Here is a 24,371-nt window from a genome sequence, read left to right as displayed (position 1 = left end):
CGGAGAAGGGGGAGATCTGATGGGTAAGTCTACTGGATTCATGGAATACAATCGCCAATCAACACCAGAACGCGATCCTGAAACAAGAATAAAAGATTGGGAAGATTATAAGCTTCCCCTTTCAGATGAAGAAGCACAAAAGCAAGGGGCACGCTGCATGGATTGTGGCGTTCCTACCTGCCACTCCGGCATGGAGATCAACGGGATTACCACCGGTTGTCCAGTGTACCACCTCATTCCTGAATGGAACGATCTTGTATACCAGGGCAAGTGGAAAGAAGCCTTAGCGAAAGAACATGAAATGAACAACTTCCCGGAATTTACAGGGTTTGCTTGTCCAGCCCCGTGTGAAGGGGCATGTGTGCTCGGGATTAACGAACCACCTGTAGCCATCCGAAGTGTAGAACGTTCGATCATTGAAAAAGGGTTTGAAGAGGGATGGGTTACCCCTGAACCGCCTGCCTACCGTACAGGTAAAAAAGTGGCGGTTGTGGGCTCCGGTCCTGCAGGTCTTGCGGCAGCGGCACAGTTGAATAAAGCTGGTCACTGGGTAACTGTCTATGAGCGGAATGATCGTGTAGGAGGCTTGCTCACATATGGAATCCCAGAAATGAAACTGCCTTATTCCGTTGTAGAGCGTCGTGTGAACATTTTAAAAGAAGAAGGCATCACGTTCATGACAAATACAGAAGTAGGCAGAGATTACCCGGTGTCACGTTTAAATGAAGAGTATGATACTGTCATCCTTTGTGGTGGAGCGACTACACCAAGGAACTTGGAAGTGGAGGGACGTAACTTAAAAGGGATCCACTACGCTATGGATTTTCTTCACTCCAATACAAAGAGTCTCCTTGATTCAGATCATGAAGATGGGAATTACATCAGCGCTAAAGATAAAAATGTTATTGTTATCGGAGGCGGAGATACAGGAACCGACTGTATGGCGACGTCCATGCGTCACGGCTGCAAGAGCCTGACTCAGTTTGATATTTATGACAAAAAGGGTTCAACGAGAGATAATGAAGTGAACCCATGGCCACAGTACCCTGTGATCCACCGCGTAGAATATGGTCAGAAAGAAGCAGAGGCGAAATTCAATAAAGACCCACGTGCTTATGCTGTCATGACTAAAAAGTTCGTAGGGGATGAAAATAACCGTATTAAAGAGGTGCACACAATAGATGTCGCGCTTTCCTACGACGAGAATGGAAACAAAGTACGTACGGAGATACCTGGCACTGAAAAAGTCTGGGAAGCTGATCTAGTTCTTCTAGCCATTGGATTCAGCGGCCCAGAACAGGACTTAATTGACAAGCTTGGCGTTGAAACCACGGTCCGTTCAAATGTTGCCGCACAATATGGTAAATACGCGACGAATGTTGAAGGTATATTTGCAGCTGGTGATATGCGCCGCGGGCAAAGCTTGATCGTATGGGCGATCAATGAAGGAAGAGAAGTAGCACGCGAATGCGATCGTTATATGATGGGCACATCACAACTTCCATAAGAATTGGATCAAGAAGAAAGGCCGTCTCTTATTTAAGGGGCGGCTTTTTGTGCAGGAAAAAATAGAAGGTCTTATTTAGACATGCTTTAAAATAATGGTTTGTTTATTCTGCCGAATCCACGGGTATTTAGTTTGTAATGTTTATTTATTACTTACCATTCTAAGTAGTGGGTTTTATAAGGAGGATCTCAATGAGTAATAAGAAAACGAAGAAAGACCAACAACTGGAACAGTTTAGAACAGATGATGCTGGAAAGCATATGACAACAAATCATGGCGTTAAAGTATCAGAGGATGAATTTTCACTAAAAGCTGGTGAGCGTGGCCCTACACTTTTAGAGGACTTTCATTTTCGTGAAAAAATGACACATTTCGACCATGAACGGATCCCGGAGCGGATCGTACACGCGCGAGGATTTTCCGCACATGGGGAATTCGAGCTATACGAATCCCTTGAGAAATATACGAAGGCAGACTTTCTTACGGATACATCGAAGAAAACACCGACATTTGTAAGATTCTCGACCGTAGCTGGTTCTAAGGGTTCTGCAGAAACGGTTCGTGATGCGCGGGGGTTTGCGACGAAATTTTACACAGATGAAGGAAACTATGACTTAGTTGGAAATAACATACCTGTATTCTTCATTCAAGATGCAATGAAGTTCCCGGATCTTGTGCATGCTCTGAAGCCAGAACCGCATAATGGAATGCCTCAGGCGGCTTCAGCCCATGATACCTTCTGGGATTTTGTAGGACAGAACCAGGAATCTGCCCATATGGTCATGTGGACCATGTCGGACCGTGCCATTCCTAGAAGTTTTCGTATGATGGAAGGCTTTGGAGTGCATACCTTCCGATTAGTAAATAAGGAAGGTAACGCACACTTTGTAAAATTTCACTGGAAACCTGTCCTCGGTACTCATTCTCTTGTATGGGATGAAGCTCAGAAAATTAACGGGAAGGACCCTGACTTCCACCGGGGAGACCTTTACCAATCCATTGAAACTGGGGATTATCCTGAATATGAACTTGGTATTCAAGTGATTCCTGAAGAAGATGAATTTAAGTTTGATTTCGACATTCTCGACCCGACGAAGTTATGGCCGGAAGAAGACGTCCCTGTCCAGATCGTTGGGAAGATGACCTTGAAAAGGAATGTGGACAACGTTTTTGCTGAGAACGAGCAAGTCGCCTTTCACCCTGGAAATGTGGTACCAGGTATTGACTTTACCAATGACCCATTGTTACAGGGACGACTATTCTCCTACACGGATACCCAACTGATCCGTTTAGGCGGACCGAACTTTCATGAATTGCCAATCAATCGGCCGGTGTGTCCCTTCTTCAATAATCACCGGGACGGGTATGGACGTCAAACGATAAATAAAGGCCAAGTCAGCTACCATAAGAATGCGTTGGCGAGCAACACCCCGACACCAGCAACTGAAGAAGAGGGGGGCTACAAGCATTACCAGGAAAGAGTGGAAGGATATAAAATCCGTGCCCGCAGTGACAGCTTTAAAGATCACTTTTCCCAAGCTGCTTTGTTCTGGAACAGTATGAGTGATCATGAGAAGAATCACTTAATCCAAGCGTTCAGCTTTGAATTAGGGAAAGTAGAAAGTCTGGAAGTACGTGAACAAGTTGTAGAGATGTTCGCCAATGTCAGCCTGGAACTTGCCAAAGGTTTTGCGAAAAACATTGGCGTCACTCCTCCAGAGAGTGGTGGATCAGATGTCACCAAATCATCTCCTGCCCTAAGCCAGGCGAATACAGCTCATAAACCTGATACACGTAAAGTGGGGGTTATTCTAGCTAATGGATTTAAAGGGAAAGATGTGAAAAGGGCTCTTAAGAAGCTCTCTTCTGAAGGGATTATGGTTGAAGTGATCAGTGATCAACAAGGAGTTGTTAAGGGAGAGGAAAACACTGAAATAACCGTTGACCATACCTTCCTTACAACTGATTCTGTCTTATATGATGCGCTATACGCGGTAGGAGGCTGTAATGAGGAGGAAGCGTTCAAAAAGCACGCCTCGCATTTCCTTAATGAAGCCTTCTCTCACTACAAACCACTTGGAGCAACACACAATGCAGTCGAATGGCTGAAGGATAACAAGCTTTATGGACATACTGGTGTCGTTAGTGGTGAAGATATGGACAGCTTTGTAAGTGAATTTGTCCAAGCCGTATCTGCACATCGTCACTGGGGCCGTCAAATGATTTAAGTGATGCTTAACCGACCTTGCCAAGTCAAGGTCGGTTTTTTCACACTTCAAGAATTAGGAAGCTGTTGGGGTAAATAGAACAATTTTTGTATAGTTTGTTTAAAGGGCGTGATGATAAGGGAAAGGAAGAGTAAACAAATGACGAAGAGGTGATTCCATGATTCGTACAATCTTAATGATCATTGGTTTAATTGTTGTGATCAGCTTTATTATTTCCATGCTATAATCATTTATTTACAAAACGTACTCTGCAAAGTGTTCAGTGCTTTTATCACTGAACACTTTTTATATAGGTTTTTGGTAAGGGCAAAAAGGGCAGTACTTTAAGCATCTCTCCATATTCCTGTATAATAGATGTAAATGAATACAAGGAGGCCATATGGTGAAGGAAGCGGTTGAGCTACATAAGGATAAATTTATTGAACAATTGAAGGAGTATTTGAGCATTCCAAGTATCTCTTCGTTATCAAAGCATAAGAATGATGTGCGGGAAGCAGCAGAATGGACAGCAAACGCTTTGAAGGAGGCAGGGATGGAAAATGTGGAGGTGATCTCTACCGACGGTCATCCGATTGTCTATGGCGATTGGCTCCATGCGGAGGGAAAACCGACCGTCCTCGTCTATGGTCATTACGATGTACAACCAGAGGATCCGATGGACTTATGGGAAACACCGCCATTTGAACCAGTGATCCGTGACGACAAAATCTTTGCCCGTGGGGCGACAGATGATAAGGGGCAGTTATTCATACATATTAAAGCTGTGGATCTCCTTATGAAAGAAGACGGAGAGCTCCCTGTTAATTTGAAGTTTGTCATTGAAGGAGAAGAGGAAATCGCCAGCCCGAACCTGGCTCCTTTTATTAGTGAAAATGAAGAGAAGCTTGCTTGTGACGCAGTCGTCATTAGCGATACATCTTTTATTGAAAAAGGACAGCCAGCGATTTGTACATCGCTCCGTGGTGCTTTGGCTATGGAATTGATTGTAACTACCGCCAATTCTGATTTGCATTCCGGTACCTATGGAGGCGGAGTACCGAACTCGATTCATGCGCTGGTTCAATTGCTTGATTCACTCCATGAAGAGAACGGCCGCATTGCCGTCGATGGTTTTTATAATGGTGTGCCTGAGCCTACAGAAGCATTAAGAAAAGAAGTAGCGGAGGTCCCTTTTGAAGAAGAACGTACAAAGGAAGACCTTGGTCTTGAGACACTCTTCGGTGAAGAAGGGTTCACCTTTCAGGAGCGTGTCGGAATTCGACCAACCCTTGAAATTAATGGGATTACCGGTGGTTTCCAGGGGGAAGGTCTCAAAACAATCGTACCGAAAGAAGCGAGCGCAAAAATCAGCTGTCGCTTAGTAGGGAAGCAAGATCCGCAGCGAGTATTTGAATCGATTGAACGTCATATTCATGGCTTCAAACCGGCTGGATGTAAGGTTCAGCTTCAACCATACATTACCGCAAACCCTGTAGCGATCGATTCACAAAATCTTTTTATCCAAAAAGCGGCCAGTGCCTTTGAGGAAGTTTATCATGCGTCGCCATTGTTCCCCAAAGAAGGCGGGTCCATTCCTATTGTAGAAGTGTTTGGCCGTGTTCTTAAAGCTCCGGTTGTATTAATGGGTTTTGGACTTCCAACAGAAAACCTGCATGCCCCGAACGAACATTTCCATCTTGAAAACTTCACCAAAGGATTGGAAACGGTTTGTGCCTATTTAAAAAAGCTATAAAAACCCAGAAAAAAGCTAAGAGCAAACTTCTTAGCTTTTTTTGCGGATTTGTTCCAATACGGATTGGATAAATGGTGCTTTTTGATGTGTGTACATGGACCGTTCTTCTCTATATTCCTCGGCTAGGCGTCTTTTTAAGCATTCATAGGCCATTGCTATATCCTTGTTGGCCCTTAAGTAATTTCTAAATGCGATTTTTTCCTCCCATTCCCTTCCTCTCCATTCACAGACATGAAGGTGAATGGTCCCTGTGGAGAGAGTCGCCTTTTTGAAAAAACGTCTTCCATGTAATTCAGGCTTCGGAATATACCTATAACTTATTCGGGCGAGTCGTGGTATAAATAATGTGTAGTCATTTAAGTTTTCTAAACCTAAAAGTATATCGATGATCGGTTTTGCAGATAAATTTGGGATGGATGTGCTGCCGATATGTTCCACAGGGAATGATTCTCCTCCAAGCGTCTTTAAGAGGGAGCCTTTTTCCCGAGCAAAAATCGCTTTCCATTCAACCTGGTATGGAGACAGATGTACGGGATTACTCATGATCTTCCTGCCTGCTTTCTTCACAAGAAAAACAAAGCAGGGTTTGGTCTCCCTGAATGACCCCATTCAAAAATCCATTCTCACAGAATACCACTTCCCCACATTTGGCACATGGACCAACCTTTTCCTTCATATCCGTCACCCTTTCAGAACGTTAGAGTTTAGAAATGTTTATTCTTTCTGTCAAAAAGAAATTGTAACATGTTAGGTGTAGTAGAAAGATACTATATATAGGAAGATGATTATGATTAAGGAACAATTGCGGACAAAACCGAAATCGTTTGGTGAAATTCCGAATCCTACATTTAGTATATCAAAGAAACATTCCGGGCCCTTATTTCTTGTCCTGCTTTTATAATGCTTTATTGGGAATGTGTAATTCACAGATCACAGGTAGACTGGGTGCTGGAATCATTCCCTTCTACATGAATAGGTTGTACATAGGCGTATGTATAAGAAATTAGATGTATTTAAAAGAATTTACGAAAATATATTTACTTCAGTGTAGAATTTGGTATTATATACTAGGATTTTATAAAATATAGGCGAATAAACAGTATGGCTTTGCGGGACATATAGAATGGTTTATTTATGCCTGAAATATATATAAGGGAAGGGGATTGCAGCACATGCTTACATCTCTTTATGTGTTGTCTTTAACTGTTTTGCTTACGTTCCTTGTTTTGTATGCGGCCGACAAAATCGCCCGTCGCTTTAAGAAAGTACAGAATCCTACCGTCCAACAAGAGCAAGTCCCTGCTGAAGTAGAGTTCAGTCATCAGACGATCAAATAAATGGGTGTAGAAAAGTGGCACTGCAGTTTTGCAGATGCCACTTTTCTACTATGGTAATCATTAAATTGTATAGCAGTCTTTTTGCCCGCCTGGGAGAAAGCTTTACGTTTTGTATGGTACCCGTTTGTGGTAAAATAGATATGTTTACATATAAGATGAAACTAATCAAAATAAGTAGTTGTTCAATATATTTAAAAGCACAATTTTACTGATGGAAAAGGGGAAATATCATGGCAAATAAAGCCGTTGTTCTAGGAGCTAACTATTATATAGGACTAAGTACGATCAGGTGTCTGGGCATCCATGACGTCCATGTCGCTGCAGTTGATTATTCCTGGGAAGGGGCGTATGGGCTTGAGTCAAAATACTGCTCTGAAGTTCTGATTGGCCCCCATTATAAAGAGGACCCGGAAGGTTTGAAAACGTTCCTTATTGACTATGCAAAGAAACAGGACAACTCCCCCGTGCTTATTCCGACAGCCGATCCATATGTTGAATTTGTAGATGAATACCTGCAAGAATTACGGGAATATTTCCTTATTCCTCAAACTGAACAAGGGTTATATACTAAAATAATGGACAAGGGAACCTTGCATACGCTGGCTTCCCAACACGGGGTGGCTGTTCCGGAAACCGTTCAAATGGATGACGATAATCTCGTTGAGAAGGTTGAAAAAGAAATCAAGTACCCTTGCTTAGTAAAGCCTGTGGATTCACCGGCTTTTGTATCTAAGTTCAGACGGAAGCTTTTTAAAGTTCATAATAAAGAAGAATTACTGGATAAAGTTGAACAGGCAAAAGAAGCCAATATAGAAGTGATTGTCCAGCGAATGATCCCTGGCTTTGACGATCATATGTATACCTTCGATGCTTATCTGGATCAAAATGCTAAAGTTACTCACTGGGTAACCTGTCAAAAGCTTCGACAATTTCCAGTTAATTATGGCGCATCTGTTTACACACAGCAAAAGTACGTCCCGGAACTTTACGAATTAGGGGCAAAATTTTTAGAAGGTATTGGATATAAAGGATTCGCAGAGATTGAGTTTAAGAAGGATGCAGAAACAGGGCAGTATTACTTGATTGAGATTAATGTAAGAATTACCAATTTAAATCATCTCTTGCAGAAAACAGGGATTAATATTCCATATATCACATACAAGGATCTTACGGGAGACCCCGTGACACCAAAGGCAGTGGAAGAAGATCAAAACCTAGTCTTCTGGTATGCTTATGAAGATCTCTTGGCGGTAAGGGAATATATCAAAACAGGACAACTCTCCCCGCAGAAGGTGCTGAAATCTTACTTTAGACCGAAAGCGCATGCCATCTGGGACCCTAAAGATCCGAAACCGGCCTTTTCCTTTGGGAAGAAGTTGGCTGGTCTGGTTGTCAATAAAGTGACGAAGAAAGATAAATAAGTCCAAGATCTTTGATGCTAAAGAATAGTGAATCCTGACTGTAGGAAATGCTAACCAGTAATCGAAGGATATGGACGGAAGAAATGAATTCCAAAAATAGGCAAAAAAATGCAGGGAAGGTAGATAAGAATGGCTAAGTTAAAAGAATTACTATCATTCATCGATGTAGTAGAATCCTGGAATGATGAGGAACGGGATGTCGGGGGACTTGCCTACAATTCAAGGAATGTAGGGCAGGGGGATGTGTTCGTCTGCATTAAAGGGTTTAAGACAGATGGGCATAAATATGTGGCAGAAGCCATAAAAAATGGAGCGGTCGCGATTGTGGTTGAGGACTACCAGAATGGTTGGGATGTCCCCCAATACCGTGTAGAAGACAGTCGCAGAGCCCTCGCAGCTTTAAGTGATGCTTTCTATCATCACCCTTCACAGTCGATGAAAACGGTTGGAATTACAGCAACGAATGGAAAAACGTCCACCTCATTCATGACTGATGCCATTCTGGAAGAACATGGTCTCAAAACAGGTTTGATTGGTACCGTTGTTGTTAAATTCGGAGATTATTCTGAGCCTACAAAGTTGACGACGCCTGAATCACTGGATCTGCACCATTATTTTGCTCAAATGAGAGATCAGGATGTCTCGCATGTAACGATGGAAGTATCTTCATCTGCCTTGGATTTAAGCCGGGTCGGCAGTGTTGATTTTGATATTGTTTCACTAAATAATATCAGCCGGGAGCATATTGATCTTCATGGTTCCTTTGAAGAGTATTTCAATAGTAAAGCGAGTCTAATTCGCAATGCTGGTGAAGACAAATGGGCAATTTTGAACCTTGATGATGCTTATTCTGCTTCATTAGTTGATGAGACAAAAGCAAACCTCCTTACCTTTAGTGTGGAAACAGGAGATGGAGATATCATTTGTAAAAATCTTGATCTTTCTACAGGGAGAGCCAAATTCACTGTGGAAATCCGTAAACCTTTCACAGTGAATGGGGCAAGTTATGAGCCGCAGGAATTTACGATTGAATTATCCACCCCTGGTTATCACTCTGTCTATAACTCAATGGTAGCCATTGCCGTTGGATTGTTGAATGAGATACCGATTCCAACGATTCAATCAGGACTGAAGGGATTCGGTGGCGTTGAACGCCGCTTTGAAATGGTTTTCGAGGACGATTTTAAAATCCTGGATGATCATTTCGCCAACTATGGGAATATTAATGTCACATTAAATACATTGGAACAAATGGATTACTCCAATCTGAAGCTCGTCTATGCCATTCGAGGTAGCAGAGGCGTGACTGTGAACAGGGAAAATGCGAAAGCCATTGTCGAGTGGGCGCCAAAATTAGGACTGACGGAAATTATCGCCACTGTTAGCCATTCCCATGTCACAGAGAAAGATATAGTTACAGATGAAGAGCTTCGGGTGTTCCAGGAAATGATGGACGAAGCCGGCATACGTGTAGATTTATACAAAGAATTAGATGATGCAATCCATCATGCCTTATCTGAAGTAGAAGAGGATGACGTCATCTTACTCGCGGGCTGTCAAGGTATGGACCCAGGTGCAAAAATCGCCTTGGAACAGCTGAAGAAAACACGCCCGGATATGGATGAAGAGAAGTTATTCAAACCGTTGAAGAACAGAGTTGCGGGGGTCCTCTAATTCCATTGTCACAGCAAGGTTCCGGTCGTTTGTTAGGAGGCAAAACAGTGAATGATAAAATAATCGGCATACTCGGGGGGATGGGGCCTGAAGCAACAGCCGAATGTTATTTAAAAATAATACGTGCGACGAATGCAGGCAAAGATCAAGAACACTACAGAGTCATCATAGATAGCAATGCGAAGATTCCTGACCGAACTGAAGCTATTTCGGGAAGAGGGGAAAACCCTGTTCCTGAAATGATTCATACAGCCAAAAACCTGGAGAAACTTCAAGTGGATGTCGCTTGTATTCCCTGTATGACTGCTCACTACTTCATTGAAGAGGTGCAAAAATCTGTTTCCTTTCCATTGCTAAATGCATTTCTTGAATTGAAAAAATTTATTCAGGATTATTATCCGAATGTTAAAAGAATTGGGGTTCTTGCTACAACCGGTACATTAGAAACAGGACTATTCCAAAAGTATTTCGATCATTTGGAAGTTATTAACCCAACACCTTATACGCAAAATGAAAAGGTTATGCGTGCAATTTACGGTGAAAATGGAATTAAAAGTGGCAACACGGACGGAGAACCACTTCAACTTCTAAAAGATGCTTCACAGGAGTTATTAGACAATGGGGCGGAGCTTATCATATCCGGCTGTACAGAGATTGGGCTTGTATTGAAGCCATATCACCTTCCTGTTCCATTGATTGACCCGATGGAAGTCATTGCGAACGTTGTTGTGAAAGAAACTGTCTATCAAAAGTCATGAAAAGCACCCATCCCTCTTATATTTGTAACGTAGAATAATTTCTTCAAGAGGGGTGCTTCATGTGACGAAAAATGAATTTGAACAGTTTTTGTCAGATTCCTTCAGAGAGGGAATTTCGTTCAGAGAATTAAGGCTTTCAGAAAAAGAGCTCACCCATTTGAAGACCCACTTCCCTTCAGCTGTAATCAGAAGGACAAGTGAAGTCCATGACGCCTATAGGAAGTCATGGTATGAAGTCTGTTTACATCCATCTAAAGGGAAACCGGAAAGTCTTGATTCCATACGGGAGGAAAATTACCGGTTAAAACGAGAGTTGGAATCTTTGAAGAAAAGGATATATTGAGAGAGAAAGACAATTCCATCGGGATTGTCTATTTTTTTGCTTTCTTTTTTCGTCAATGAATAGGCGGTTTTAGTGGTTAGGTAGGGGCTTGAAAGACAGCGATGAAATTTGGTTTTGTCATTAGGTTTTTAAATGATTTATATGATCTCCCATTTTTTATAGGGAAAGCGTACAGGTGTTCATGGAATGCCTTTTTTTGAATTAATAGAGCATCAAACACAGAACTTGGCTCTTTTCAAAAGTATCTAAGGAACATTTATAGTCTATAAAACCCATGACTTAAAGACTGGTTTAGAGGGGGATCTTCTCGTATCTTGTCCACCGGAAACGCAATAATTTGTGGAGTTTGTTATATTATGAAACATAAATGTAATAATAATTTGTCTTTATTTAGCGAATATCTTTGATATAATGGTTAGGGTAAATGAAGCAGACGACTGAATCTACATATAATTGACAACACAGAGATACAAAAATGAGAGTTTAGTAGGAAGTGATATAAATTGTTTGATCGGCATCACCGCAGCCAAGCATCTTATGATTTGAGGGAAACCGTTCGAAACGATATAAATATTGAACGGGAAAATTGGGGTGACCAGCATCATGAAGTTTAAGACATTTGGTCGCCATGGTAAGGAAGGCGTTAAAAGTCTGGCTAGAAACCGTTGGATGTCCATAGCTTCCATATCAGCTGTGACAGTAACGTTATTATTAGTCGGTGTTTTTGCCACATTGCTTTTGAATTTGAATGATATCGGTTCACAGATAGAAGAAGATGTTGAAGTACGCGTGTTTATTGATCGAACGGCAGAGGATAATAGTCGGGATCAATTAAAAGAAGAAATAGAAGGAATATCTGACGTGTCCTCTGTAGAATTCCAATCGAAAGAAGAGGGCCTTGAGCAATTAATTGAGAGCCTGGGAGACGATGGAGAAGTTTTTGCCTCATTGAAGGATGAAAATCCGTTGAACGATGTATTCATTGTCCAAACAGACCAGCCTGAAGATACGATAAAGGTGGCCCAAACCATTGAGGATTTCAATGGTGTAGAAAAAGTCGAATATGCAAAAGAGACTGTAGAGCGCCTGTTTAATGTTATGGATGTTGCTCGTAATGTCGGATTAGCGATTATAGCCGGATTACTATTTACAGCCATGTTCCTCATTGCTAATACAATTAGAATTACAATTGTAGCACGTAAAAGAGAAATAGAGATCATGAAAATGGTTGGGGCTACGAACTGGTTTATCCGCTGGCCATTCCTTTTTGAAGGGATTTTGATCGGAGTTCTTGGTTCACTTCTTCCGATTGCAGTTGTCATTTTCGGCTATGACTACGTTTATACAGAAATCAATACTAAATATCCTACGCTGTTCATTGAATTATTGCCTGTCTACCCGTTTGTGTGGAAGGTTTCAGCACTCTTAATGATTATGGGTGTGGTCATTGGACTGTGGGGGAGCTTCACATCCATTCGTAAATATCTTAAAGTTTAAATCTATCAAACTAATAGAAAATAAATCAGGTAAGGATTCGGGGGAGGAAGAAAGTTGAAGTTGAAAATTTTAGTTGCCGCTCTGATCGTCAGCCTTGTTTTCTCTGGTTTTCCACTGTATTCGAATACAGTTAATGCGGAAACAAACCAGGAGAAATTAGAGAAAAACCGCTCGAAACAATCGGAAATTGAGAAAGAAAAAAAAGAAAAACAGGAAGAAATTGAAAAGCTTAAGAAAGAACAAGAAAAAGTGAACGAAGAAATTGCTAGCCTGGACAAGCAGGTCATGGAAGCGAAAGAGAAGATTGAAACTAAAGAGAACGAAATCGCTCAAACGAAAGAAAATATAGAACAGTTAAAAGCAGAGATTGCTGAACTTGAGGAACGAATTGCTGAACGTGATGAATTGCTGAAAGATCGTGTTAAATCGATGTATCAAACAGGTGGAGCAGTGGACTATCTAGATGTCTTGATGGGGGCTGAGAGTTTCGGAAACTTCTTAGAACGAGTCATGAGTCTAAATACCATTGCTTCGCAGGATAAAGAGATTCTTGAACAGCATAAAGCGGATAAAGAAGAAGTAGAGAAAAAGAAAGCCCAAGTTGAAGAAGAATTAGCTTCTCTTGAAGAGAAACTACAAGAACTTGAAACATTGAAACAAGAATTAGATCAGAAAAAACAAGAGAAAAATGCTTTAATGGAAAAACTTGAAAAAGATGAAGAAGTCGCTCATAACCATGTAATGAGTATGGAAGAGGAGCAGGAAACACTATCTGCACAAGAAGCGGCGATCCAGAAAGAAATTGAACGCGAAAAAGAACGTAAGCGTAAAGAGGCAGAGGAAGCAAGAAAGAGAGCTGCAGAAAAAGCGGCTGCTGAAAAGAAAGCCAGTGCCTCTACAGCAAGCACTAACAGTTCCAGCTCCCATTCTAGCTCAAGCTCATCCAGCAAATCCACCTCTTCAAATAGTGGAGCACTATTTAGCTGGCCGGCAAATGCAGCGGTTACTTCAGAATTTGATCGTAATAGAATTCACCCTATAACGGGTGAACCTAAACTACACTCAGGGATTGATTTAGCCGGTGGTGGGACGATTCCGATTAGCGCTGCAGCAGACGGAACGGTTATTCGTGCCAATTACTCATCAAGCTACGGTAATGTGGTTATGATCTCCCACCGCATGAATGGTCAAACGTTTACGACTGTTTATGCACATATGAGAAGTACACCAGCGGTTTCAGCAGGACAGTCCGTTTCTAGAGGTCAGTTCCTTGGTAACATGGGAAGCACTGGTGCTTCTACTGGACAGCATTTACACTTCGAGATTCACGAAGGAAGCTGGAATGGAAGTCGTTCTAACTCTGTAAACCCACGTAAATATTTACCCTAAACGATTAATAGATAGACCGGGAATGAAATCATAAAGATTTTATTCCCGGTTATTTTATTGTTTAAAAAACTTTAAAGTTCAATGATCAGAGACGCTTTATAATGTTGCAAGGTAAATAAACTTCTATCCCTCGTGATTTAGTCATACGGTTGTCATTTTCAGCTCTTATGAACCTCTCAGAGGCTCTGTCTTACCAGGTAGGGTACGCGCCGGGGCGATGAGTATACAATCAATGTATGTGAGCTACTGAATAGATTAGAAGGCCAAGGCCAAAGTTGTGTATAGATTGTGGAAAACAAGCATTGATAACTTACTCGGAGTCATTATCCACATGTGCGTAACCTTATAGAAGCTTAAACCTTTTATGAAGTTGATAGTTAGTCTACACAACAAGATCACTTGGCGTTGGGTTGGTGATAGAGGGTTAATAGTCAATGGGGGAAGGTCTTTTAGGAATGTCTACCCACACATAAGTTCTTATTTTTACTAAACTTGAGAAAAATAGAAAAGAAGGGTGTTATAATTGAGATAGATATCCTTCATGACCAGTCCTCAATCCCGTATTCTCATTATAAGGAGGAAAAGTATGAGCGAAATGAAGCTGATTCCCTTTAGAATGGATGCCATCCTGGACACGACAAATGAGGTTCCTAAAGGAATCCAGATGGTGGAGGCTGAAAGCTTATGGGATGAAACCAATCAAGGTGAAGGCAGTATAGTGGCTGTGATTGATACTGGCTGCCAAGTAGATCACCCGGATTTAAAAGGCCAAATCATTGGAGGTAGGAACTTTACGGACGATTATAATGGGGACACAGAGAACTATAATGATAACAATGGTCATGGAACTCATGTGGCCGGAACGATTGCGGCTATTGAAGACGGTGAGGGAGTTGTAGGTGTTGCTCCTAAAGCAAAACTTCTTATCTTAAAGGTCCTTTCAGAAGAGGGAAGTGGCCAATACGGATGGATTATTGACGCTTTAAACTATGCGGTCCAATGGAGAGGGGAGAATAATGAAAGAGTAAGAGTAATTTCATTGTCTCTTGGTGGACCTGACGACAATTCAGAGCTTAAAAACTCCATATTAAAAGCAATTGATGCAGGTATTTCAGTCGTATGTGCAGCAGGAAATGAAGGGGATGGACGTGAAGATACGATGGAATACTCCTATCCAGGCGCTTACAATGAAGTTATTCAAGTGGGAGCCATTAATGAAGAGAGAAGCCTGACCGATTTTACAAATACGAATGATCAAATTGATCTCGTTGCCCCGGGTGTTCAAGTCCTTTCCACCTATCTTGAAGGGAAATACGCTCGATTATCAGGTACCTCCATGGCTACCCCCCATGTATCGGGTGGACTTGCTCTTATCATTCAATTAGTAGAAGAGCAGTTTCAAAGACAAATGTCAGAAGCTGAGATCTTTTCGCAACTAGTTAAACGTACCACCCCCTTAGGGCATCCTAAAGTGGCTGAAGGGAATGGGCTTATGACCTTAGCTCTTACAAAGAAATTAGAAGGCTTATTCAGAACACCGATTTAAATAAATAGATTTTCATTTACTTGGGGAGATAGCTCTCCAAGTTTTTTTATGGAATGGATTAGGACCTATTATAATCCTCTTTCTCTTTCTACCTCTTAAATCCTTTCATTCTGAAAGACCTCCATTTATAATGGCATAGTTTTCACTTGGTCAAGGCGACTGACCAGCTAAGTCCGTCAATTAGAAAATAATTTAAATACTTAGTCCGACATTTTGTGTAAGATTTTGTCACGTCCTTCTTTGTATGCATTTTTGATTACATGCACACAATTGTGTTTACTTGTATGCAAAAAAGTTTTCTTTGTGTTTTCAAATACGTATTCTTGTGTTCAAAAACGTATACATGCTGATATGTAGAGGTGTGTTCTTGATTGTGTGCATGTAATCATATATGTTTGCAAGTGTACAATTATGAATACGAAAAAAGGCGCATTGACTATTCTCTGGTTGTTTAATAGATTTAAACTAAGGTGAGGTCAAAACTAGCAAAACGAAAAGGAGAGCTGTTGAATGACGAAATTAAGAATTGCAGCTGTAGATGTAGGGAACGATGCTGTGAAGGCAAACTTTGGGAAATTGGAATCTTCTTTGTATATTCCAAATGTGGTCGCTAGAGACCTTGAGGATCGCCCAGTAATTGGCATAGAAGATTTAGATGATAAGGATCCACTCGATAATTTACATATTCGAGTGCATTCCCCTGCTTTGCATGAAAATAATGCTATTTATCGTGTAGGGAACTTAGCAACGAAAACAACGAATTCTACGGAGTTGGATCCAGGAAGTTATAAATCAGAAGAAGACCAAACATTGATTATGTTGTTTGCTTCTATTGCGATGGATGCGGTAACTGGAAAAGATGCGCAATCTGCAAAAAATAATGTGATTGAAGCGAACTATACTTTAGGAACAGGTCTGCCTTTGCGTGAAGTGAAAGAAGGGAAGGATGTAGGCTACCGCTCTCAATTGCTTGGTTCTGTACACCAGGTTGAATTTTTAGTAACACCGAAATATCAAGGAATGAAGGTCAATATTAAATTTGATGAAGTGAAGGTTTATCCTGAAGGATTCGCGGCTTATGTGAACCTGGTTATGGATAATGACTTGAATATTATTAATAAAGAACTTGTCGATAAACAAATCCTGATTCAGGACATTGGTGGATTATCAACAGATATTGCAGTCATCAGAAACCGAAACGTTGATGATGATAAAGCCCAAGGGTATAACCTGGGTGTCTCAGAATCATTGGAAATGATCCGTGATGAAATTCTTACCAAGCATGGTGTAGAGCTGGACAGCCGCCGTGATGTTGTGGATATTATTACTCGTAAAAATGACCGGCACCACATTATGGTGCGAGGAAGCCGTACAAATGTTCACGATATTACCGACCGCATTTTGCTGGAGCTTGCAAAAAAACAGTACCGCTATTTAAGAAATGTATGGCAGAAAAACTCCCAATCAGAAATCTGCTATTTCGTAGGCGGCGGTTCTGCTGTCCTAAAAGAGTACATTAAGACATTGAACAATAAACTGGATGGCTTTAATATCGATTTCTTTGAAGATGAGGATGAAAGTATTTGGATGATGGCCAATGCTTATTACAAGTTAATTTCTGACTTTATTAGGAAAAACTCTAAGTTAGATGAAAAACCTAATAAAAAAGTAGAGCAAAAAGCTGGATCTTCTAAGTAAGGTGATTTAGATGAGTTCATCTAGAAAAAGTGTGCAGAGGGGACAGTCAATCACGTTCCGGGTCCCCTCGGACACACCTGATCATTTATTGAAACAGCTATCCCAGTTAAAAGAAACAGAGCGAAGGAACTTTTCGAGTAAAATTGCACAATTCGTCCTTGAAGGGGTAAATAAGTCTCTTGTCAAAGATAAGGAAACGGTAACGATTCCGCTTCCAAAATCTCTTACTAAAGAGCAGCGTAATTGGATTAAGCATGAACACTCAGAGGCACTTATTGGCAGTATCCTTTATCAGCTTATGATGGACCCTGTAAGAGCTACAGCGTTACTTGCTTCCTTGAACAGTAATGCTTATGACATTGATGATGCTCTTTATCTCCAAGAAGAGGCGGCTGCGAAAGAAGAGCCTGTCCCTCCTGTTGAAAAGGATAAATCCGTAATGCCTGAAACTCCTTTAGAAGTAGATGGCGATGATGATCTGGATGATTTGAATTTAGATAATCTTCAAGTAGATCTTCAAAATCAAACAGAAGAAGAGGTGCAGGAAGAAGACGACGATGATTTGCTCGATGACTTCCTGTCCAGAATGAATCGATAATGATAAGCCCCTCGTATAAGTGGAGAGGGCTTATTTTATTTTGTTTATTTACTGCTCAGATGTCTATTTTAGATTAAGGTGTCCTGCGAAAGAGACTTAGACGGTGATAAAGCTCCAACGATTTTTAGTAAGATTGAAACGATTTAAGTTTTTCCCACGTATATAATGTGGAGGTGGCAGGAGATGGAAGAAGTATTGGATGTAAACAAATGTGATGTAGATATTCAAAAGAAAAGGATTTTGTCTAAAGTTAGTTTTCACGTTTACCGAGGGGAGATTATGGCTCTGGTAGGACATAATGGGGCCGGAAAATCAACTTTAATGAAAACAATAATTGGGAGCAGAGAAAAGGTCTCCGGGAACATCGCCATTAGGGGGTATGACCAAGATGAACAGTACAGAACGTATAAGCTGAACTTTACCTACATACCAGAAGAACCGCTGTTATTTAATGAACTGACCGTTTATCATCACTTTAGACTCTTTCAGCAAAGTTATGCTATACCTGAAGAGGTTTTTAAGGAGCGGGTGGATCATTATGTTCAAGGTTTCGAACTGACAGATAAACTTGATGAGTATCCAGAAGCTTTATCAAAAGGAATGAGACAAAAAGTTCAGACGATTTGTGCCCTTTTACCCGACGTGCCTATTCTTTTTATAGACGAGCCCTTTATGGGCTTGGACGTCTACGCCGGTGCATTTCTCGAAAAAGAATTACAGCATAAAAGGGAACGGGGAGGGAGCATAGTTTTAACAACTCATCAATTGGATAAAGTGTCGGAGCTTGCGGATCGGTATGTCATGTTAGTGGATGGACTCGTTTCTTCTTCTGGGAATGTGTCGGGTTTCAATGATTTGGAAAGAAGGTGGACATGATGCTCCATACATCGACACTCCATGTCTATCGATGGTTGAGACGGAAAAGAAGAAAGAAAAAAATAGATCTATATAAACGAGCCTATCATATGGTCATTGATCCAGTGATTGTTTTTTATGGTGGACTATTTGTCATCTTCTGTTTATTTATGGGCTATGACACCCTGCAAAATATAGTACCGGTTTTGCAGATAAGGGCTTCACCTCTGACAGAAAAGGCGTTATATCTTCCTTTTATTTTCATCTTTATAGCGGCCGTAGGATCGTACACGGATCCTGGGATTCGATTTACCTCTTCTGAATTACAACTCAGTTTACTCCCCCACCCGAGAAAATTACTCCTTTCTTACTTATTTTTTGAAAGAATAGTAATCCACACTTTTATGGTCATCCTCTTAATAATAATTGCGGTTTCTTTTTTGCCTTTAGCGAGTGTACTTATCTGGGGAATGTCTTATATAGGAAGTTTTATTGCTTCTTTATTTTTTCGCTGGAGGCTCTTTTCTAAAAGTCTTTTCCATAAAACAGCGGCCTGTGTGTGGACAGGGAGTTTATTAGCCCTGTCTTTTACTAGAATTCCGTTATTTTTGCTTTTTATCCTGTTCATAGTTACAGTAATGGTTCTTCTCGTTCAGAAGAATGAGGTGAATTGGGGGAAAGTGGTAGAAGTTAATGATGCAAGAGTTTGGAATATGATGATCATCGGTCAAATGACGAATGTCCATATAAAACCAAAGGAAAAGTACGGGGTCACTCAGATCCTCCGGAGAAGGAAAAAGGATCGCTTTGTATCGGCCCAAAAATTATATGAACGTATTTGGATTGGTTATTTTTTACGTTCGGCCGAGTATTTGTGGAAGACGATTTTGACGGTATGCCTAATCCTATTAATCATTCCTATAAAAGTCGATTGGATGCTAATTGTCACATTACCGATTGCTGTAGGTGTATACCATGAAGTGGCTGGGGGGCTTTTTTTAGATGTGGAAAATGTCTTTCATTCTTTACCAGTCGACGACAAAGTTAGCATCAGCAGCTATTTAAAGGGCGCTTATTTGGCAGCTTTGCCGTTATTAATTTCATTTATAAGTATCCAATGGATACTTGGGGAGGCCTGGATCGGCATTGTTATTCAAATAATTGGGCTGGTCCTTTGGATGTATCGTGATTTAGAGAGAGTGATCCAGGAGCGTTGGCTGACTGTCCAAAAAGAGAAATTTTATAGTGAGGGATGGAAGAGATTTGCAGGGTTTATTGCACTGGGGGCGGGTGTTTTCCATCCCTTATGTATGTTTCTTATTCCGCTTTTGTTATTAACTACAAGGCGCAAATTACCGTTTAACAAAGTGAAATCGAGCTGATCGGTAAGGGAAAAACTGAAAAACCCTCCTGAAAAAAGGGAGGGTTAATCCAACTGATTGTGCTCCGCGTATGCGATAAAGGATTTTTCATCTTCTACCAGTCCACAGGCTCCGCATTGGACTTTCATTTCAGGCCCTTGGTAAGACATATGGAAAGGGTCCATGTTTTCTGAATTATATTCCTGGTCCCGTTCCCCTGTGCGCGGATTCATTTTTACAGCCTTGGCTTCCTGTTGAAGTAAATTAAAGCGGGATCTGTTGGTTTTACAATTTGGACATAGATAGGGTTGCATGTTCGTCCACCTCCATTTCTTACAATTCCCATATTCCTTCATATTATGAACAAAAAGAGTAGAAAAAGAGGTTGTTGTCGGGATGTTCCTATTTATGATGATTTTATCTGTTTATTAGTGCTTTTCACCAAGAACATACTTTGTCAGAGCGGACACATGAAAGTCAATCCTGAAAAGGTACAGGGAACAGCTCCTTTTAATGACCTTGAAAAAATACAAGCCATAGTATCAATAGAAAAGTGATGCCAATCTAGGGCTTCTCATTTTTATCCCGCTTTGCACCGTAACCAGTGTCATTATAGTAGACTTACAAGGGGGAGGTGAGTAACAGAAGCCGGGAGTTTTCCTGGCTTCTTCTCTTTTTTATTTCCTGGGAAATAGAGGCTTATAAAGCAGAAGAAGTTTTTTCTTTCATATCCCTTGCCTTAATCAGTTGTTTTCTGATGATGATTCCAATCCAGCTGGCGAGAAAGGCTTTTATCAGACCTACAGTAATAAATGAATAAACACCGTCAGATAATGCGTGGCTCCAGCCAAGGTCCAGTACAAAGTTTAACTGGGCAGTACCGCAAACCAGTGTGATCATCATCCCCGCTACATATTGGCGATGGATGGCTACCGGAAACGTAAAAAATGTTTATTCTAATAGGTATCCTGTGAAGAAAGAGGATACCTATTAGAATAAACCCGGTTATATAGCTGCCCATTGGTCCTGCAAATACAGGCAGTCCAACCCCCCCAAGGCCAGCATATCCAATTATTGTGACAGCTCCCTAAAATGGCTGCAGCCTAATCTACAGCTCAGGCTTGCTCATTGAGGAGGACCTTTGGCATTTGATTTGGGCTACTGATGGCTTTTAAGGGCCGTAAAGGTCTCCATTTATGATAAACCTTACCCTCATCTTTCAACAAAGTTAACCACTATTTATTGAGATGAATGCAAGGTGATAAAGAATATTGTAAAGATAGAGAAAATAATCAGTGGATAGAAGTATGCGTAAATTAAACATAGGACAAGAGCTTCATTTTTCCATTCAAACCCGTTGAGATGAAAGGGTTGTATATGTGTCAGAGTTTTGAAATTATCTTTAGAATGGTACAAAAAATCATGAAAATAAGGTAGAATAGAGTAATGTAAAATTAACGGAGGTTTTACAAATGAGTAAAATAAATAAATATCTAAATAAAAATATTGCCTTGAAACTAGTAGTCTATGCGGTCGTTATTGGTCTGTTTTGGGTAAAGATGAATTATATACAAGCGAATATCTTCTCTCTTAACGTTGAGAATGCTAATGAAGCTAATATTCTAGCATTTAACCCTTTGAGTAGTATTTTCTTGATCTTCGGAATTGGTGTTCTATTGGGTGGACGCAGGGGAATGTTCGTGTCCTATATTTTAGGGTCGATCCTTTTGTACGTGAATGTCCTTTTTTACAGGGAATATAACGATTTTATTACGATTCCAATGCTGAACCAGGTAGCTAACTTAGCGGATCTTGGTGGAAGTATTACGACCATTATGAGTCCTGGGGATGCCTTGCTTTTTGCCGATGTCCTCATCGCTGCGTTTCTATTATTCTATTTGAAACCTTCTCGTTTCCAAGTATTCAAACCAAAACGCAGAGAAGGTATCATTTTGGCTATTGTTGCTATCCCATTGTTCTTGATTAACTTACAATGGGCGGAAACAGAACGTACAGATCTATTGGAGCGAACGTTTGACCGTAATATGCTTGTTAAGTACATTGGTGTGATAAACTACCATGTTTATGATGCTGTTTTACAAGGAAAAACAGAAATGAAAAAAACAATGGCTGATAGTAATGAACTGGTACCGATCATTAACTACATGAATGAAAATAAATCAGAAGACAGCGATCGTCTGGAAGGGGTAGCCGAAGGGAAGAACGTTATTGTGATGTCTATGGAAAGTACACAGACGTTTGTGGTTGATAACACCCTTCATGGTGAAGAATTAACGCCTTATTTCAATGACTTAAAAGAAGAAGGTATCTATTTTGATAACTTCTATCACCAAGTAAAACAGGGGAGAACGTCAGATTCTGAGTTCCTTTTGGCGAACTCTTTGTATCCATTGAATCGCGGAGCTGTGTTCTTTACACACTCAGGAAATCAATATGAAGGCCTGCCTAGTTTACTGAACGAGAAGGGCTACTTCACAAGTTCCATGCATGCCAATGATAAAACGTTCTGGAACCGGAATGTGATGTACGATTCTCTAGGTTTTGATGAATTCTATTCGAAAGAAGATTATGATGTGACCCCGGAAAAATCACATGGATGGGGATACCTGGATGAATACTTCTTTGAAGATTCATTGAGCAAGATGAAAGAAATGGACCAGCCATTCTATACTAAAATGATTACGCTGACGAACCACTATCCATTTACGCTCCCTGAAGAACAAAAGCTCATTGAAGAAGGGGAGACGGGAAGTGGAACACTGAATCGCTATTTCCAAACGATTCGATATCAAGATGAAGCTTTGAAAAAGTTCGTGGAAGACTTTAAGAACTCAGAATTGTATGATGATACGATTCTCGTTATCTATGGTGACCATTTCGGTATTTCTGAAAACCATCAGAAAGCGATGGGAGAGTACTTGGATAAAGATATAAATGAATTTGAGCAATTCCAGTTGCAACGTGTTCCTCTTTTGATCTATGGTAAAGGAATTAAAGGGGAGAAAAACCATACGGTTGGTGGTCAAATTGACCTTCGTCCGACGCTGACGAACTTGTTGGGAATTGAAGATGACAATCCAATTCAATTTGGACATGACTTGTTAGATGAAGACCGCCGTCAGTTGATGATCACCAGAGATGGAAATTTCGCAAATGAAGATTACGTAGGGATTCAAGGAACATGTTATGATCGGGAAACAGGAGAAAAACTAGAAGCCGGTCTTTGTGATGAAGGGTTTGACAAAGCTCAGGAAGAATTGGAGATGTCTGACTCTATTATTTATGGTGACTTGCTTCGTTACCTTGATGAGACTGAAATGGTTCAAAATAAAGATGAAGGATCAAACCAAGAAAATGATTAATTTTTATCCCTCTCTGAGATTCCGTCAGAGGGGGATTTTTGTATGGGAAAAGAGGGAAGATATGTCTTCATTCGCGCTTACTGAATGGTTATCTGTTTTGCCGTCCATTAAAGAGGATTGGGTTGAGGGGAAGTGGCGGTGAAGGTGTTCTTAAGCCTCTACAGTTCAAAAATGGGCAATAAAAAAATCAGCCTATGCCGGCTGATTTTTTTATTGTCTAGGAAATGTATGGGTTTTCTTAATCAATGATTCTCTCGATGGCAAAAGCGACGCCATCTTCCTCATTAGAAGCGGTTACGAAGTCTGCTTCTTTTTTCACGGGTTCCTGTGCATTCCCCATAGCCACGCCAAGACCAGCTTCGTGAATCATGGCAATATCGTTCATACTGTCTCCTACTGCCATGACCTGATTCATTTCCAAATCAAGCCACTGGCATACTTTTAAGAGAGCAGCTGCTTTATTGACCCCTGACGGGTTGATCTCGATATTGGTCGGGCTGGAATTTGTCACTTCCAGCTCCGCGCTTTCATTCAGTTCGTCTAAGATGACCTGTCTCACTTCATCATCTTCTATATCAAACCCGAATTTTAACCAGTCATAATCTGCAATTTCCTTTTCAAAGGGGTTTTGGGTGTTATACAAGCCTTGTACGGTAGATGACCAGAAATATAGGCCATGCTCTTCTTTTAGTTCCCAAAGGCGCTCTATATGGTTATGCGCTAATTTATTTTGTTCAACAAGGTTGAACTCATGATCGTAAATTTCTCCTCCATTAATCGTCACGATGTAGGAAGAACGTCCCAGTGATTCCGCAATATTACGGCAGCGGGATAAAGAGCGCCCTGTACTTAATACAACATGAATGCCTTTTTCCTTCGCTTTTCTTACGGCTGCTGAGTTCGCTTCTGAAACTTCTCCATCATGGTTAACGAGAGTCCCATCTAAGTCTAAAGCAATTAGTTTGATATCCTTTGTCATATCTTCACGTCCTCTCTCTACTCTTTCCATTCTAATACAACGACTGATCATATACAATGAAAAGC

21 protein-coding genes are annotated in these 24,371 nt (G+C 40.8%); 16 read left to right on the top strand and 5 right to left on the bottom strand.

Annotated elements, in window-relative coordinates; genetic code table 11:
* Window positions 1-19 precede the first annotated feature (19 nt).
* The 3 genes from BLW54_RS03865 (at window position 20) to BLW54_RS03855 (ending at window position 5,467) form a co-directional block, all read left to right on the top strand.
* A complete protein-coding gene (locus BLW54_RS03865; RefSeq protein ID WP_035507072.1) occupies window positions 20-1,507 on the top strand; it encodes a glutamate synthase subunit beta in 1,488 nt (495 codons plus the stop codon).
* Between the two features lie 191 nt (window positions 1,508-1,698).
* A complete protein-coding gene (locus tag BLW54_RS03860) occupies window positions 1,699-3,735 on the top strand; it encodes a catalase (RefSeq protein WP_035507071.1) in 2,037 nt (678 codons plus the stop codon).
* A gap of 379 nt (window positions 3,736-4,114) precedes the next feature.
* A complete protein-coding gene (locus tag BLW54_RS03855; RefSeq protein WP_035507070.1) occupies window positions 4,115-5,467 on the top strand; it encodes a dipeptidase in 1,353 nt (450 codons plus the stop codon).
* A gap of 30 nt (window positions 5,468-5,497) precedes the next feature.
* On the opposite strand, the gene BLW54_RS03850 is transcribed toward BLW54_RS03855, so the two are convergent.
* Together BLW54_RS03850 and BLW54_RS20610 are read right to left on the bottom strand one after the other, a co-directional pair.
* Entirely contained in the window at window positions 5,498-6,010 is a 513-nt protein-coding gene (locus BLW54_RS03850; protein WP_035507068.1) for a GrpB family protein, read from the bottom strand.
* The gene (locus BLW54_RS20610; protein WP_167358784.1) at window positions 6,003-6,143 is read right to left on the bottom strand and encodes a hypothetical protein; all 141 of its coding nucleotides are present in this window, start codon (window positions 6,141-6,143) and stop codon (window positions 6,003-6,005) included. The genes BLW54_RS03850 and BLW54_RS20610 overlap by 8 nt, the downstream gene beginning before the upstream one ends.
* Before the next feature lie 496 nt (window positions 6,144-6,639).
* Here BLW54_RS20610 and BLW54_RS20605 point away from each other — a divergent pair, with 496 nt between their 5' ends.
* The 12 genes from BLW54_RS20605 (at window position 6,640) to BLW54_RS03795 (ending at window position 19,965) form a co-directional block, all read left to right on the top strand.
* On the top strand, window positions 6,640-6,804 hold the full coding sequence (locus BLW54_RS20605) for a hypothetical protein (RefSeq protein WP_155996936.1): 165 nt from the start codon (window positions 6,640-6,642) through the stop codon (window positions 6,802-6,804).
* A 230-nt stretch (window positions 6,805-7,034) separates the two neighbouring features.
* A complete protein-coding gene (locus BLW54_RS03845; protein ID WP_035507065.1) occupies window positions 7,035-8,225 on the top strand; it encodes a carboxylate--amine ligase in 1,191 nt (396 codons plus the stop codon).
* 129 nt (window positions 8,226-8,354) lie between these two features.
* Entirely contained in the window at window positions 8,355-9,899 is a 1,545-nt protein-coding gene (locus tag BLW54_RS03840; RefSeq protein ID WP_035507063.1) for a Mur ligase family protein, read from the top strand.
* Window positions 9,900-9,946: 47 nt separating this feature from the next.
* Window positions 9,947-10,657: a cysteate racemase gene (gene cuyB / locus BLW54_RS03835; RefSeq protein ID WP_035507061.1), complete on the top strand. Its 711-nt coding sequence runs from the start codon at window positions 9,947-9,949 to the stop codon at window positions 10,655-10,657.
* 61 nt (window positions 10,658-10,718) lie between these two features.
* Window positions 10,719-11,000 carry a hypothetical protein gene (locus BLW54_RS03830; RefSeq protein ID WP_035507058.1) on the top strand — a complete coding sequence of 94 codons (282 nt, stop codon included), beginning with the start codon at window positions 10,719-10,721 and terminating at the stop codon, window positions 10,998-11,000.
* Between the two features lie 603 nt (window positions 11,001-11,603).
* Complete coding sequence (gene ftsX / locus BLW54_RS03825; RefSeq protein ID WP_035507055.1) at window positions 11,604-12,497, top strand: permease-like cell division protein FtsX; 894 nt, start codon at window positions 11,604-11,606, stop codon at window positions 12,495-12,497.
* Window positions 12,498-12,551: 54 nt separating this feature from the next.
* Window positions 12,552-13,886 (top strand): murein hydrolase activator EnvC family protein, encoded by a 1,335-nt coding sequence (locus BLW54_RS03820; RefSeq protein WP_035507053.1) that lies wholly within the window; start codon window positions 12,552-12,554, stop codon window positions 13,884-13,886.
* Between the two features lie 586 nt (window positions 13,887-14,472).
* Window positions 14,473-15,432, top strand: coding sequence for a S8 family peptidase (locus tag BLW54_RS03815; protein WP_035507051.1), 960 nt, complete (start codon window positions 14,473-14,475; stop codon window positions 15,430-15,432).
* 510 nt (window positions 15,433-15,942) lie between these two features.
* Window positions 15,943-17,130 carry a ParM/StbA family protein gene (locus BLW54_RS03810; RefSeq protein ID WP_035507049.1) on the top strand — a complete coding sequence of 396 codons (1,188 nt, stop codon included), beginning with the start codon at window positions 15,943-15,945 and terminating at the stop codon, window positions 17,128-17,130.
* Between the two features lie 10 nt (window positions 17,131-17,140).
* Window positions 17,141-17,728, top strand: coding sequence for a hypothetical protein (locus BLW54_RS03805; RefSeq protein WP_035507047.1), 588 nt, complete (start codon window positions 17,141-17,143; stop codon window positions 17,726-17,728).
* Between the two features lie 183 nt (window positions 17,729-17,911).
* The gene (locus BLW54_RS03800) at window positions 17,912-18,604 is read left to right on the top strand and encodes an ABC transporter ATP-binding protein (RefSeq protein ID WP_051744049.1); all 693 of its coding nucleotides are present in this window, start codon (window positions 17,912-17,914) and stop codon (window positions 18,602-18,604) included.
* Complete coding sequence (locus BLW54_RS03795; protein WP_167358783.1) at window positions 18,601-19,965, top strand: hypothetical protein; 1,365 nt, start codon at window positions 18,601-18,603, stop codon at window positions 19,963-19,965. Before BLW54_RS03800 ends, BLW54_RS03795 begins: the two co-directional genes overlap by 4 nt.
* A 44-nt stretch (window positions 19,966-20,009) precedes the next feature.
* Here BLW54_RS03795 and BLW54_RS03790 read toward each other — a convergent pair whose 3' ends face one another.
* The gene (locus BLW54_RS03790) at window positions 20,010-20,258 is read right to left on the bottom strand and encodes a hypothetical protein (protein ID WP_035507041.1); all 249 of its coding nucleotides are present in this window, start codon (window positions 20,256-20,258) and stop codon (window positions 20,010-20,012) included.
* A gap of 385 nt (window positions 20,259-20,643) precedes the next feature.
* Window positions 20,644-20,871, bottom strand: coding sequence for a biotin transporter BioY (locus BLW54_RS20380; protein WP_500683377.1), 228 nt, complete (start codon window positions 20,869-20,871; stop codon window positions 20,644-20,646).
* A 545-nt stretch (window positions 20,872-21,416) separates the two neighbouring features.
* Here BLW54_RS20380 and BLW54_RS03780 point away from each other — a divergent pair.
* Window positions 21,417-23,327, top strand: coding sequence for an LTA synthase family protein (locus BLW54_RS03780; RefSeq protein ID WP_074733294.1), 1,911 nt, complete (start codon window positions 21,417-21,419; stop codon window positions 23,325-23,327).
* Window positions 23,328-23,565: 238 nt separating this feature from the next.
* Here the strand turns inward: BLW54_RS03780 and BLW54_RS03775 are convergent, their stop codons facing one another.
* Window positions 23,566-24,306 (bottom strand): Cof-type HAD-IIB family hydrolase, encoded by a 741-nt coding sequence (locus BLW54_RS03775; RefSeq protein WP_139254079.1) that lies wholly within the window; start codon window positions 24,304-24,306, stop codon window positions 23,566-23,568.
* Between the last annotated feature and the right edge of the window lie 65 nt (window positions 24,307-24,371).

It is taken from the genome of Halobacillus karajensis, from assembly GCF_900108515.1.
GTDB classification, from domain to species: domain Bacteria; phylum Bacillota; class Bacilli; order Bacillales; family Halobacillaceae; genus Halobacillus; species Halobacillus karajensis.
This window is presented reverse-complemented; position numbering and strand designations above follow the sequence as displayed.

What these genes read in the sequence shown, in the direction of transcription:
- BLW54_RS03800 (WP_051744049.1), top strand. Translation starts at nt 17,912, where the DNA reads ATGGAAGAAGTATTGGATGTAAACAAATGTGATGTAGATATTCAAAAG.
- ftsX (WP_035507055.1), top strand. Translation starts at nt 11,604, where the DNA reads ATGAAGTTTAAGACATTTGGTCGCCATGGTAAGGAAGGCGTTAAAAGT.
- BLW54_RS03860 (WP_035507071.1), top strand. Translation starts at nt 1,699, where the DNA reads ATGAGTAATAAGAAAACGAAGAAAGACCAACAACTGGAACAGTTTAGA.
- BLW54_RS03840 (WP_035507063.1), top strand. Translation starts at nt 8,355, where the DNA reads ATGGCTAAGTTAAAAGAATTACTATCATTCATCGATGTAGTAGAATCC.
- BLW54_RS03815 (WP_035507051.1), top strand. Translation starts at nt 14,473, where the DNA reads ATGAGCGAAATGAAGCTGATTCCCTTTAGAATGGATGCCATCCTGGAC.
- BLW54_RS03865 (WP_035507072.1), top strand. Translation starts at nt 20, where the DNA reads ATGGGTAAGTCTACTGGATTCATGGAATACAATCGCCAATCAACACCA.
- BLW54_RS20605 (WP_155996936.1), top strand. Translation starts at nt 6,640, where the DNA reads ATGCTTACATCTCTTTATGTGTTGTCTTTAACTGTTTTGCTTACGTTC.
- BLW54_RS03780 (WP_074733294.1), top strand. Translation starts at nt 21,417, where the DNA reads ATGAGTAAAATAAATAAATATCTAAATAAAAATATTGCCTTGAAACTA.
- BLW54_RS03805 (WP_035507047.1), top strand. Translation starts at nt 17,141, where the DNA reads ATGAGTTCATCTAGAAAAAGTGTGCAGAGGGGACAGTCAATCACGTTC.
- BLW54_RS03790 (WP_035507041.1), bottom strand. Translation starts at nt 20,258, where the DNA reads ATGCAACCCTATCTATGTCCAAATTGTAAAACCAACAGATCCCGCTTT.
- BLW54_RS03845 (WP_035507065.1), top strand. Translation starts at nt 7,035, where the DNA reads ATGGCAAATAAAGCCGTTGTTCTAGGAGCTAACTATTATATAGGACTA.
- BLW54_RS03775 (WP_139254079.1), bottom strand. Translation starts at nt 24,306, where the DNA reads ATGACAAAGGATATCAAACTAATTGCTTTAGACTTAGATGGGACTCTC.
- BLW54_RS20610 (WP_167358784.1), bottom strand. Translation starts at nt 6,143, where the DNA reads ATGAAGGAAAAGGTTGGTCCATGTGCCAAATGTGGGGAAGTGGTATTC.
- BLW54_RS03855 (WP_035507070.1), top strand. Translation starts at nt 4,115, where the DNA reads ATGGTGAAGGAAGCGGTTGAGCTACATAAGGATAAATTTATTGAACAA.
- BLW54_RS03810 (WP_035507049.1), top strand. Translation starts at nt 15,943, where the DNA reads ATGACGAAATTAAGAATTGCAGCTGTAGATGTAGGGAACGATGCTGTG.
- BLW54_RS03795 (WP_167358783.1), top strand. Translation starts at nt 18,601, where the DNA reads ATGATGCTCCATACATCGACACTCCATGTCTATCGATGGTTGAGACGG.
- BLW54_RS03850 (WP_035507068.1), bottom strand. Translation starts at nt 6,010, where the DNA reads ATGAGTAATCCCGTACATCTGTCTCCATACCAGGTTGAATGGAAAGCG.